The sequence below is a fragment of the Pseudomonas sp. B21-021 genome, from assembly GCF_024749205.1.
In the GTDB taxonomy this organism is placed as follows: Bacteria; Pseudomonadota; Gammaproteobacteria; order Pseudomonadales; family Pseudomonadaceae; genus Aquipseudomonas; species Aquipseudomonas paraglycinae.
On record NZ_CP087192.1, the window covers coordinates 502,108 to 514,698 of the forward strand.

Annotated in this window: 9 protein-coding genes and 1 pseudogene; 1 reads left to right on the top strand and 9 read right to left on the bottom strand. The window is 61.7% G+C overall.

Translation table 11 applies throughout. The features are described 5' to 3' along the window. Positions 1-4 precede the first annotated feature (4 nt). The 3 genes from LOY31_RS02245 to LOY31_RS02255 are packed head-to-tail and all read right to left on the bottom strand — an operon-like array spanning position 5 to position 1,756. Positions 5-265 carry a phosphopantetheine-binding protein gene (locus LOY31_RS02245; protein WP_007952344.1) on the bottom strand — a complete coding sequence of 87 codons (261 nt, stop codon included), beginning with the start codon at positions 263-265 and terminating at the stop codon, positions 5-7. Then, positions 246-1,055, bottom strand: coding sequence for a 1-acyl-sn-glycerol-3-phosphate acyltransferase (locus tag LOY31_RS02250; protein WP_258712778.1), 810 nt, complete (start codon positions 1,053-1,055; stop codon positions 246-248). The genes LOY31_RS02245 and LOY31_RS02250 overlap by 20 nt, the downstream gene beginning before the upstream one ends. Next, positions 1,031-1,756, bottom strand: a complete 726-nt coding sequence (locus LOY31_RS02255) for a beta-ketoacyl synthase chain length factor (RefSeq protein ID WP_115076289.1) — start codon at positions 1,754-1,756, stop codon at positions 1,031-1,033. Before LOY31_RS02255 ends, LOY31_RS02250 begins: the two co-directional genes overlap by 25 nt. Before the next feature lie 369 nt (positions 1,757-2,125). Between LOY31_RS02255 and LOY31_RS02260 the strand changes: the two genes are divergently transcribed. Then, positions 2,126-2,896, top strand: coding sequence for a ParA family protein (locus LOY31_RS02260; protein ID WP_085608442.1), 771 nt, complete (start codon positions 2,126-2,128; stop codon positions 2,894-2,896). A 7-nt stretch (positions 2,897-2,903) separates the two neighbouring features. On the opposite strand, the gene trxC is transcribed toward LOY31_RS02260, so the two are convergent. The 6 genes and pseudogenes from trxC to LOY31_RS29420 all read right to left on the bottom strand — a co-directional run. Then, on the bottom strand, positions 2,904-3,338 hold the full coding sequence (gene trxC / locus LOY31_RS02265; protein WP_258712779.1) for a thioredoxin TrxC: 435 nt from the start codon (positions 3,336-3,338) through the stop codon (positions 2,904-2,906). A gap of 449 nt (positions 3,339-3,787) precedes the next feature. Continuing rightward, complete coding sequence (gene selO / locus LOY31_RS02270; protein WP_258712780.1) at positions 3,788-5,251, bottom strand: protein adenylyltransferase SelO; 1,464 nt, start codon at positions 5,249-5,251, stop codon at positions 3,788-3,790. A gap of 48 nt (positions 5,252-5,299) precedes the next feature. Continuing rightward, on the bottom strand, positions 5,300-8,653 hold the full coding sequence (gene mscK / locus LOY31_RS02275) for a mechanosensitive channel MscK (RefSeq protein ID WP_258712781.1): 3,354 nt from the start codon (positions 8,651-8,653) through the stop codon (positions 5,300-5,302). A 34-nt stretch (positions 8,654-8,687) separates the two neighbouring features. Then, on the bottom strand, positions 8,688-10,430 hold the full coding sequence (locus LOY31_RS02280) for a potassium/proton antiporter (RefSeq protein ID WP_258712782.1): 1,743 nt from the start codon (positions 10,428-10,430) through the stop codon (positions 8,688-8,690). A gap of 293 nt (positions 10,431-10,723) precedes the next feature. Beyond that, positions 10,724-11,596 (bottom strand): methyl-accepting chemotaxis protein, encoded by an 873-nt coding sequence (locus tag LOY31_RS29415; protein WP_371850982.1) that lies wholly within the window; start codon positions 11,594-11,596, stop codon positions 10,724-10,726. After that, positions 11,579-12,457 (bottom strand): annotated as a pseudogene (locus tag LOY31_RS29420) (MCP four helix bundle domain-containing protein); the annotation flags it as partial. The pseudogene LOY31_RS29420 and the gene LOY31_RS29415, both read right to left, overlap by 18 nt. Positions 12,458-12,591 lie beyond the last annotated feature (134 nt).

Sequence of the window (12,591 nt, forward strand, 5' to 3'; positions counted from 1 at the left end):
GGTCTCAAGCTGCCTGTTTTGCCGTGACGAACGCCGCAAGGCTCGCCACGTTGGAGAAATGGTTACGGGTGTCCTTGGCGTCGGCGTCGATCTTGATGCCGTACTTTTTCTGGATCGCCAGGCCGAGCTCCAGAGCGTCGACGGAATCCAGGCCCAGGCCTTCGCCGAACAGCGTCTGGTCGTCGCCGATGTCCTCTGCGCTGATGTCTTCGAGGCCCAGGGCGTCGATGATCAGCTCTTTGATGTCACGGTTTAGATCGCTCATCTTCGGCGAGCTCCTTGATAAAGAATTGGTGCAAATAGTCGTTGAGCTTGCGCGAAGCCTGGGGCGGGGGCCCCTGCGCGGCGAAAGTCTGTGGGTCTATATCGGCCCCGACGCGAAAACTGAAGTGCACGCGGCGACTGGGAATGCGATACCAGGGTTCGGCCTTGGTCAGGGTGGTCGGGCTGACGTGGATGACCACCGGGGTGACGATTTTCGCACCGCGCAATGCGATGGCCGCCGCACCCCGATGAAAGGCCGGCGCCTGTCCCGGTTGGGTGCGGGTGCCTTCGGGGAAAATGATCAGGGTCTGCCCGCTCTGCAGGGCACCGGCGGCAGCGTCGAGCATGTCCATGCTGCCGTCGTTGCTGATGTATTCGGTGCTGCGCAGCGGGCCACGGGTGAAGGGGTTTTCCCACAGGCTTTTCTTCACCACGCAGTTGGCCCGGCGCACCAGACCGATCAGGAACACCACATCGATCAGCGACGGGTGGTTGGCGATGATCATCTGCCCCGGACGGCCGAGACGTTCGGCGCCCTGAATGTCGTAGGTCAGCACGCCGGTACGGGCCATGAACCGGACGAAAAACCAGAACAGCCGGCTGACGGTCTGGCGCGCCCGCTCGCGATGCACCCTGGCATCGCCCGGCAGGCAGCCGAGCAATGGAAATACCAGCAGGCGCAGGCACAGGCCACCCAGCCCGAACAGGGCGAAGCTGGTGGCGGTGGCCAGCAGACGCCAGTAATAGGCGTCGCGGTTTTTTCCGATTACAGGTTGCGTTGCCAGGTCCATAGACGAGTCTTCCAGGCATGTTGGCAATGGGGTTGCTGACCGAGCAGGGTTCGCAGCAGATTCAGCGCATGGGGCCACTGCGTTTTGGACAGTGCTTCGGGGGCGCTGTTCAGGGTCAGCCGCCAGTCGGTACCGGGGGTGAGCAACAGCCCGACCGCGTAGGGAAACGGTACGTCGTCGATCCACGTCGAATAGGCTTCGGGCGGCTGTTCCTCGGTGATCACCAGCAGCACCGCCGGGGCGCCTTCGTTCAGCAACGTCGCCGCTTCGAGCATGCCGTGTTCGAGGCCGTCGCCGGCCGCGGCGAGCGCGGTCATTTCGCTGGTTTCGCCGCGCATGATCGACCACAGGCCGATGATCGCATTGTGCACCGACAGGCTGAACTGGGTCGGCGACAGCGGCTGTTCGTTGGCCAGATCGCTGAGGATTTCAAAGGTGCGCGGGGTTTCGCCGTGCCGGGAGACAAACACCAGCGGCAGATTTTCCCGACCGTCGGCCAGCGGCCAGCCGACACTGAACGCCATCCGCGCCAGACGGCTTAGACGACGGCGCTGCATGGCCGGCAGAAACGACACATCGGGTGCGGCATCGCTGCCTTCGAGCACGACCGGTTGTCGGCTCCAGGCTTGCCAGGCTTCCACACTGTCGAGCCCGGGAGCCCAGGCGCGCCATTGGGCGATGTTGAAGTTGATCACGGACATTTATCCCGCCCCTGCGGGCTGAGTTGACGCGGTTTCGCCAACGTCGCCGCTGAGCTGATTTAGCCTGAAATGGCATGGCGCGTGGCGCCGGGTGGCGCGCATTATCCCGGTGCGACGAGTGTGTAGCAAATGCTGGTTACATTTTGAACGACGAAATGAACCGAATGGTACGCGGCAAGAGCTGTCACTTGGCCATTATCCAGGTTGTCGGGTGTCTGTCTGTCAGGCGAATCGGCGATCAACGGGTCTCTTTGCGCCGTATTCATTGGGAGATTGGCGCCTGACTTTGTAGTCCGCGTCCATCGAGGTAGCGAACCGGCACCGGGCACCACTACACTCGGTCATTCTTTGATACACGGAGGTTTTGTCATGCGGCGCGTGGTGTTCAATCAGAAAGGTGGCGTGGGCAAATCCAGCATTGCCTGCAATCTGGCGGCGGTAAGCGCCAGCGAAGGTTATCGCACGCTATTGGTCGACCTCGATGCCCAGGCCAATTCCACTCAGTATCTGACCGGGCTCACGGGTGACGACATTCCGATGGGCATTGCCGACTTCTTCAAACAGACCCTGTCTTCCGGGCCGTTCTCAAAAAGGAATCAGGCGGATATCTACGAAACGCCCTTCGACAACCTGCACATCATCACCGCCACCGCCGAACTGGCCGACTTGCAGCCCAAGCTCGAGGCCAAACACAAGATCAACAAGCTGCGAAAGCTGCTCGACGAGTTGTCGGAGGATTACGACCGGATCTATCTGGATACGCCGCCGGCGCTGAATTTCTATGCGGTCTCGGCACTGATTGCCGCCGATCGGGTACTGATTCCCTTTGACTGCGACAGCTTCTCGCGTCAGGCCCTCTACGGTCTGATCGCCGAGATCGACGAGTTGAAGGAAGACCACAACGAAGGCCTGGAAGTCGAAGGCATTGTGGTCAACCAGTTCCAGGCCCGGGCCAGCCTGCCGCAGCAGATCCTCGACGAACTGATCGCCGAGGGCCTGCCGGTATTGCCGGTCTACCTCGCCAGTTCAGTGCGCATGCGCGAATCCCATCAGGCCAACACGCCGCTGATTCACCTCGATCCACGGCACAAGCTGACGCAGCAGTTCGTCGAACTGCACAACTTGCTCGAAGACGCCTGAAGCCTTGTCAGATGCCCTGGCTGCGCAGCCAGGCCATTAACTGTGGCGACGGGAAGGCCCCGCTCTGACGGGCTACTTCCCGGCCGTTGCGGAACAGAATCAGGCTCGGAATCGAACGAATCCCCAACTGTGCCGATAATTGCTGATTGGCCTCGCTGTCCAGCTTGGCCAGCCGGCACTTGCCCGCCAACTGCGCAGCCGCCTGCTCGAACACCGGCGCAAACGACTTGCACGGTCCGCACCAGTCCGCCCACACGTCCACCAGCAACGGCAGATCACCCTTGATCTGACTGGCGTAATCGCCTTGCTTGAGCTCGAACGGCTTGTTCAGCAGCACCTCGGACTTGCAGCGCCCGCATTTCGGATGGTCGTTGAGGCGCTCGGCGGGGATGCGGTTGAGGCCGTTGCAGGAGGGGCAGGGGATGAGGAGTGGGTCGGTCATGATCGGCTCGGTGAATTAGGCAGTTCGTACAACAAATCTGGAGTCGTGCGAGGTATTTATCAAGGCGAAATCTGACAGCAGTTACCTTCAGTAATCGAGGATGTCTCCTACATAAAGTGTCGTTTCGGCTGATTTTTCTCCTTCTGCTCACGACATAGAGTGAATCCGGGCGTCCTGGTAATTCGCTGGGAACCAACGCAAGGGGCAAAAATGAGCGGAATAGTTGAGTTGGCTATTGAGCACTGGATTCACGTCGCACCTGTCCTTAAACGGCCAGAGTCAGACGAGGAATACAATTTTTTGGTCGAATCAGTTAAGGAACTGAGAGGCATGGCTGGAGCGGACGAGTCACACCCGCTCATGGGTTTGGTCGAAATGATAGGCCGCCATCTCGACGCTTATCGCCAGTTACATCGATCGTCTTGAACATTTGGAAGCTGGAAACGGCCTCAAGACGAGCAACTGATCTCCAAATGCTTGCCCCACTCCGGCGGCCGTTCCGCGTAACTCTCCATTCCAGGCTGTTCTTCGAATGGATTGCTCAGCACCGCATGCAGCCGCCGCACCTCGGTGTAGTCACCCTGTTCCGCCGCATCAATCGCCTTCTGCGCCAGATAATTGCGCAGGATGTACAGCGGATTCACCGCATGCATCCGCGCGCGGCGCTGTTCTTGATCGCTTGCACCATCGCGTGCGACACGGGCGACATAGCGCTCGCCCCAGGCATCGAAACCCTTGATATCGACGAAGTCATCGCGCAGGCGAGCGACGGCCTGTTCGGCTGACTCTTCGCCCAGGCGGCGGAAGAACAGCGTGTAGTCGACGCCGCTGTTCTGCATCAGTTGCAGCAGTTGCTCCAGCAGTTGCTGGTCGTCGTCCTCGGCGCTGGTGAAGCCGAAACGGCGGCGCATCAGGTCGAGGTAATGGGCCTGGAACAGCGGCAGGTACAGGCCGAGGGTTTCGCGCAGGGCTTCGACGCTGATGAACGGCGTCAGGGCCTGGGCCAGGGCGCTGAGGTTCCATTGGCCGACCGGCACCTGATTGCTGAAGGAGTAGCGGCCCTGATCATCGGAGTGGTTGCAGATGAAGTTTGCGTCGAAATCGTCGAGGAAGGCGAACGGGCCGAAGTCGAAGGTGATGCCGAGGATCGACATGTTGTCGGTGTTCATCACACCGTGGCAGAAGCCGTAGGCCTGCCATTTGGCGATCAGTTCGGCGTTGCGCTCGACGATTTCGCGGAACATTGCCAGATACGGTTCCGGCTGTTCCAGGCATTCGGGGTAGTGCATCGCCAACACGTGTTCGCCGAGCAGCTTCTGCTGTTCGGGGCGCTTGGTGTAATAGAAGTATTCGAAGTGGCCGAAACGGATGTGGCTCGGCGCCAGGCGCAGCACCATCGCGGCGCGTTCCTGTTTCTCACGCCAGACCGGGGTGTCGGAGCCGATCACGCAGGCAGCGCGCGAAGACGGGATGTTCAGCGCATGCAGCGCTTCGGACGCGAGAAACTCGCGGATCGACGAACGCAGCACCGCGCGACCGTCGCCCATGCGCGAGAACGGCGTCTGCCCGGCGCCCTTCAGATGCAAGTCCCAGTGCTCGCCGGCCGCGTTGTAGACCTCGCCCAGCAACAACCCGCGGCCATCGCCCAGTTGCGGGGTGTAGCCGCCGAACTGATGCCCGGAATAGACCATCGCCCGCGGCTCGGCATCGGCCCACAACTTGTGGCCGCCGAACAGCTCGGCAAATTCCTGGGTGTCAGCCACCGCCGGGTCGAGATCCAGCAGCGCCATGGCCGCAGGGCTGGCCACGACCAGTCGCGGATTGTCGATCGGTTCGGGCAGCACGTGGGCCGAGAACGCATCGCCCAGGCGGGAAAAGCGGTTGTCGAAGGTCAGTTCGTCGAGGGCTTTCAAGGACCGGCTCCAGCAGAATGTCCGAGCATTCTGCTGGGATTAGCCGGGTTAGTCGAGTTTGGCCGGCGGCGGTTCCTGTAACGGTTTCTGGTCGTCGCTGACCGGCACGATGGTTTTGGTTTCCGGCTCGATCGGCACCATCTTGTATTCCTGACCGTGGAGGTTCTTCAGGTAAACCTCCATCTGGCGGAACGAGATGTTGATGTGCTGCTTCTTGAACTCGCGGTTGATGAAGCGGTTGACCTCATCGAGCACCGGGTTGCGGTCGCCGAGGTCACGCACATGCATGCGCAGTTCGTGGTCGAGGGTGCTTTCGCCGAAGTTGAGGAAGTACACGTGCGGCTCGGGTTCCTTGAGTACACGCGGGTTTTCCCGGGCGGCCTTGAGCAGCAGTTCCTTGACCAGATCCAGATCCGAACCGTAATCGACGCCCAGTTTCAGGGTCACCCGGGTGATGGTGTCGGTCAGCGACCAGTTGATCAGTTGCCCGGTGATGAACGTCTTGTTCGGGACAATGATGTCCTTGCGGTCGAAGTCGGTGATGGTCGTGGCGCGGATGCGGATCTTGCTCACCGTGCCCGACAGGTTGCCGATGGTGATGGTGTCGCCGATCCGCACCGGGCGCTCGAACAGGATCATGATGCCGGAGATGAAGTTCGCGAAGATCTCCTGCATGCCGAAACCGAGGCCCACCGACAGCGCCGCCACCAGCCATTGCAACTTGTCCCAGCTCACGCCGAGGGTCGACAGGGTCGAGACGAAACCGACCCCGGCGATCACGTACGACAGCAGCGTCGTGGTCGCGTAGGCACTGCCCTGGGCCAGATTGAGTTTCGACAGCACAAACACTTCAAGCAGACCCGGCAAGTTGCGGGCGAGCGCAAAGGTGATGCCGATGATGATCAGCGCGCCGAGCATGTCGCCGATGCTGATCGGCACCATGCTCATGTTGGCGCCGGTACCGCTGGTGTATTCGTAGAGGGTGATGTTGTCGAGGTACGAGAATACCGTGATCAGGTCGGCCCAGACCCAGTACAGCGCGGCGATGAAACCGCCGAGCAGCGCCAGACGGATCAGGCGCAGGGACTGTTCGTTGACCTTCTCGATGTCCAGGGTTGGCTCTTCGATCACCGCTTCGCCGTCGCCGGCTTCTTTCGCGGCCTGACGTTTGGCCAGGGCGCGCTGGTAAGCCAGACGACGTGCCGCGACCGCGAGACCACGGACGAAGGTGGCTTCGATCACCAGCCAGAACATCAGCAGGTACAACGTGTTGATCAAGCGGTCACTGAGCTTCAGCGCGGTGTAGTAGTAGCCGAAGCACACGGCGACGAACAGCGCGATAGGCAGCAGGGTGAACATCACACCCACGGCCTTGCGGAACAGCGAGGCGTTTTCGTGGGTCGGGCTGCTGATCAGCAGGCGGCTGAGTAGCCATGCCATCAGGGCGTAGCAGGTCAGCACCACCGGCATGCCCAGCACATCGTCGGCCAGCGCCGCCGGTTGCAGTTCGGCAACCGCCACCACCGCCACCAGCGCCATGACCACCAGTCCGAGGCGACGCACCCAGCCTTGCAGGAATTCGACCTGCGGCTTTTCCCAGCGGAAGTGCAGTTCAGCCACGCCGCCCGGCGCGAGGATCCGGTAGGCGGTGTAGAACACCAGCCACGCCTGGGCCATTTGCAGCAGCGCCGCGCCCATGTTCGCGTTCTGCCCCCGTGCGTCGATCTGCAACGCCAGCCCGCACAAGGCCAGGCCCAGCGCCACCGGCATCGCCAACAGAATGTTGATCAGGATCGCCTGCGGCGTGTGCCACTGGCTGTCACGCTTGAAGTGGCCGATGTCCTGGTGAACCTTGTTCAGGCGTGAATACAACTGCTTGCGGCGCCACAGCAGCGCGCCGATCAGCAATGCCAGCGGCAGGAACAACAGCGGCCGCTGGGTCAGGCCGTCGGTCAGTTCGCTGAAGCTCGAGGCCAGCGGCAACGTGTCGATCTGACGCTTCAGGCGTTCCGGCACGCCGCGCATCCATTCGGTGTCCAGCGGCTTGTTGCTCGGGATCCAGAACATCTGCTCGTCGAGGGTCGCGCGCAGGCTTTGCGCGGTGCTCAGCAGTTGTTTCTGGTTGAGTTGCAGGGTGATCGATTCGTTGAGCATCGCGCTCAGTTCGCGACTCAGCCGTTCCAGCAGATCGACACGAGTGTTGGCCAGCTCCAGCAGACTCTTGCGCAGTTGTGGCGTGACTTGCTCCGGCGGCTGGGTGGAAAGCAGGTTGTCGACATACGTCGCCGGATTGCTCAGCTGTTCGCGCTGCTGGTTGATTTCGAACTGGTACAGGCGAATGTCGGCGATCTGGTCCGCGAGGTCGCGGTCGACCTTGAGGCGCGGCAGCGCCTGTTTCTGTTTATAGAGAATCTTCGACAGCAGCAGGCTGCCCTTGAGCACGTTGATCTGCTCGTCGAGGGCCGAATCGCTCTGGGTCACGCTGTCCAGCTGCTGCTTGGTCTGCAGGTTCTGCTGGGTCAGTTCGTTGAGTCGGTCAGTGCTCTTGAGCAGATAGTCGGAAAGTTTGAGGTTGGCCGCGCTTTCCGTGGCGAGCAGGGTGCTGCTGCCGGACTTCTGTGCCTCGATCGACTGCTGCGTCACGGTCTCCTGCGAGAGGGTCAGACGCTTCTGGTTGATCAGGGTTTGCAGTTCCTGGATCTCGCGATCCAGACGGTCGGACTTTTCCGAAAGCAGGTCATGCTGGCTGTTGCCCAGATCCTGCAATTGGTTGTTGCCGGCCAGCTCCTGACGGCGCAGCGGGATCAGCGCGTTCAAGGCGGCCAGTTCGGCGTTGAGCAGGTCGCGCTGCTCGGCGCTGACGGTCTTGCCGGCGTCCTTGCCGGTCTTGAGGATGTTGTTGATCTGCTGGATGCGCGTCTGGCTGCTGGAAATCTCGGCCTGGGCACGTTCGGGACGGGTCTGGGCGGTGATGATCAGGCTGTTGGCGTCGGCCAGGGCCTTTTGCAGATCGCTTTGCTGGGTCGAGCGCTCGGTGAGCATCTGCTCCAGCTGCTGGATGTTTTCCTTGGGGAAGCGCTGCGCCACCGGGACCATGGCGCTGGCCTTGAGGCGGGTCAGTTCGCGCGAATTCTCGATGGTCTGCTTCGGCGCAGTGGCCAGCTGCTGCTTGAGGTCGATCAGCTTCTGCTCGTAGTCACGCCGGTTGTTGAGCTGGTTCAGCGTGTTTTGCAGGACCGTCTGCAGGGCCTTCTTGTCGGCCTCGGGCAGTTTGCTGTCGGTGAGTTTATCCAGGCTGGCCTGCACGGCGTCGCTGGACGGCGGTTCGGCGGCTTGCAGCGGGCCGACGGAAAGACTCAGGCCCAGCAGGGCCGCGAGGAAAAAAGAGCGCAGGGTAGGCATAGAGACCGGTCAAGCAAGTGAGAGTGGACGCAGTTTAGAGGAAGAGCCCGGGGCCCGGGCGACTTCCTTCGGGGAATCTGACGCCCACTTTGCCGATCTTGTTCCCGTCCATGACCGCAACCGTCCAGTGGGTGTTGTTCCATTCCACCTGGTCGCCAACGATCGGTGCACCGCCGACTTTCTGGGCAATGAAGTGGCCCAGGGTCATCTCCGGATCGATGCCTTCGGCGGGCAGGCCGTACAGGGCGGCAACCGCTTTGAGCTGGGCGTCTCCCTCGAGTACGAAGTCGCCGAAGAAGCGCAGATCGAGGCCGCGTTGCGGCGCCTGGCTGAACAGTTTCCCGAGGGCCGGAAGGTTGTGTTCATGGCCGATAACACACAGCAAATCATCGACTTCCAGCACCGTACTACCCGACGGATGGAGCAGTTGCTGGCCGCGAAACAGGGCAGCGATACGTGTGCCTTCGGGCATTTTCAGCTCGCGCAGGGGCGAACCGATGCACCATTTTTCCGCGCCGAGTTTGTAAACGAACAGCTCCCACTCGCTGGTGACGTGCACTTCGAGCGCTGCCCGCGAAATCGGCGCCGGCTCCGGCGGTACCGTCACCTTGAGCAGCTTGGCCACCCACGGCAGGCTCGTGCCCTGCACCAGCAGCGACACCAGCACGATAAAGAAGGCGAGGTTGAAGTACAGCTGTGCATTCGGCAGCCCGGCCATCAGCGGGAACACCGCCAGAATGATCGGTACCGCGCCACGCAGGCCAACCCAGGAAATGAAGGCTTTCTCGCGACCGTGGAAGGCCTTGAACGGCAGCAGCCCGACCAGCACCGACAGTGGCCGGGCGAACAGGATCATCCACAGCGCCAGACCCAGGGCAGGTACGGCGATCGGCAGCAAATCATGCGGAGTGACCAGCAAACCCAGCACCAGGAACATGCCGATCTGCGCCAGCCACGCCATGCCGTCGAGCATGTGCAGGATGCCGTGGCGGCTGCGCACCGGGCGGTTGCCGATCACCAGACCGCACAGGTACACGGCGAGGAAGCCGCTGCCGTGCAGGGCGTTGGTCAGGGCGAACACCACCAGACCGCCGGCGATCACCAGAATTGGATACAGGCCGGCGGCCAGATTGATCCGGTTGACCAGTTGCAGCATCAGCCAGCCACCGCCCAGGCCGATCACCCCACCGATGCCGAACTCGCGGATCAGGTGGGTCAACAGGCTCCAGTGCAGGCCGGTCTGGCCGCTGGCGAGCATGTCGATCAGGGTCACGGTGAGGAACACCGCCATCGGGTCGTTGCTGCCGGATTCGATTTCCAGGCTGGCGGTCACCCGCTCGTTCAGGCCCTTGCCGCCAAGCAGCGAGAACACCGCCGCGGCGTCCGTGGAGCCGACGATGGCGCCGATCAGCAGGCCTTGAATCAGATTGAGATCGAACAACCAGGCGGCGGCCATGCCGGTGAGGCCGGTGGTGATGAGCACTCCGACCGTGGCCAGCGACAGGGCCGGCCACAGGGCCACGCGGAAACTGGACACCCGGGTGCGCAAGCCGCCGTCGAGCAGGATCACTGCCAGCGCGAGGTTGCCGACCAGATAGGCCGTCGGGTAGTTATCGAAAATGATGCCGCCGCCATCGACCCCGGCAGTCATGCCGACCGCGAGGATGATCACCAGAATCGGGATGCCGAGACGGGAAGAAAGGGAGCTGACAAGAATGCTTGCGCCTACCAGCAACGCGCCGATCAAGAACAGGCTGTTGATGGTCGTCGCATTCAAAGGCAGTACTCCAGAAGCGGAAAGACGGGCACAAACTGACCATGCAGTCTGCGTGCCAGCGATTCTAACCTGTTGAAATGTGATGCTGTCAAAAAGGTTTTTCAGCTTGGCGCATGATCGTTCCCACGCTCCGCGTGGGAATACCTTAATGGACGCTCTGCGTCCGCTTCTGGGACGCGGAGCGTCCCGGGCTGCGTTCCCACGCAGAGCGTGGGAACGATCAACGCAGAGGGCGGCTGCATTCCCCCGCAGACGGTTCGGTGCCTCGACGGGGGAACGATCAATGCAGAGGGTTAGAGGCTGAACCGCCCAACCATATTGTTCAGATCCAGCGCCAATCGCGACAGCTCGTTGCTCGCCGCACTGGTCTGATTCGCGCCGGTCGCCGACTGCACCGACAGATCGCGGATGTTCACCAGGTTGCGATCGACTTCCCGCGCAACCTGCGCCTGTTCTTCGGCGGCGCTGGCGATCACCAGGTTGCGCTCGTTGATTTCGACGATGGCCGTGTTGATCGTGTCCAGCGACAGACCGGCGCCACGGGCGATGTTCAGGGTCGACTCGGCGCGCTCGGTGCTGTTGCGCATCGAGTCCACGGCGTGTTCGGTGCCGCTCTGGATGCTGCCGATCATGCGCTCGATCTCGCTGGTCGACTGCTGGGTGCGGTGCGCCAGGGCACGGACTTCGTCAGCCACCACAGCAAAACCACGGCCGGCTTCACCGGCACGGGCCGCTTCAATCGCAGCGTTCAGTGCCAGCAGGTTGGTCTGGTCAGCCAGGCCACGGATCACGTCCAGTACCTTGCCGATGTCGCGGGATTCGTTGGCCAGGTCGCCGATCAGGGTCGCGGTGCTCTGCACGTCGGCGCTCATGCGTTCGATGGCGCTGACGGTTTCCTGCACCAGATCGCGCCCGTCGCCGGCAGAGGTGGTGGCGTTCTTCGAGGCTTCCGACGTGCTGACCGCGTTGCGCGCGACTTCTTCAACAGCGCTGGTCATCTCGTTGACCGCGGTGGCGGCCTGTTCGATTTCGTTGTTCTGCTGGGTCAGCCCACGGGCGCTTTCGTCGGTGACGCTGTTCAGCTCTTCGGCGGCGGAGGCCAGTTGGGTGGCCGAGCCGGAAATCCGCTGCAGGGTGTCGCGCAGCTTCGATTGCATCTTGGCCATGGCCGCCAGCAGGCGCCCGGCTTCGTCGGTGCCGTCAACGTGAATCGGCTGGGTCAGGTTGCCTTCGGCGATGGTTTCCGCCGCATCCAGTGCCTTGGCAATTGGTTTGGTAATGCTGCTGGTCAACAGCCAGGCGAACAACAAAGTCAGGCCGGTGGCGATGATTAACAGGGTCACGACCAGATTAAACGACATCGAATACTGATCAGTGGCGCCCTGATTGGTCTCGGCGATCTGTTGGGTGTTGATCTCCAGCAAGCGCGCGAGAGCGGTATTCACCGCTTCGGAATTGGCGAGCAAATCGGTGTTGAGCATCTGCCGCAGTTCGTCGACCTGATTGTTGCGCGACAGAGTCTTCATCCGGTCTTCGAGCTGGCGGTACTGCGCCAGCAACTGCACGTACTGATCATAAGCCGCGCGTTCTTGCGGGCCATCGATCAGCGGCTCGTAGGCGCGTTGCGCGTCGGTGATCTGCCGGTTGCGCAAATCGAACAGCTCGATGGTTTTTTGCTGGACGTCTGGCTCACGGTTGATCAGCAACCGATACGACAGCACGCGCAGGCGCAGGGTCAACTGGGTGAATTCGTCGAGGGCTTTGATCGAAGGCACGCTGGCCGTGGCGATGTCTTCGCCTGCTGCGCGGATCTTGCTCATCTGATTCAGGGCGAACACGCCGAGAATCAGCATCAGGCCGCCGATCAAGGCGAAGCCGGTGAACGCCCGGGGGGCGATGTTCATATTACGAAGGGACATGGAGGCGGATACCAGGGAAGGGCCGCATCCGTGCGGGCTGAGACTGCTGTTGGGTGACTTATCGGTCAGGCGAATGAACTCTTTAGTCCATGTGCGTATTTGTCGCATCCGCACGCAAGCGACGAAGTGCAGGAACCAGATTGGCAGATGACAGTCTCTAAGACTCGCAAGAACGGTCGAGCCGCCAGGAAAATCAAGGCCTTGCGCCGGTTTAACCCTGGCGTCAACGACGACTTTTCTTT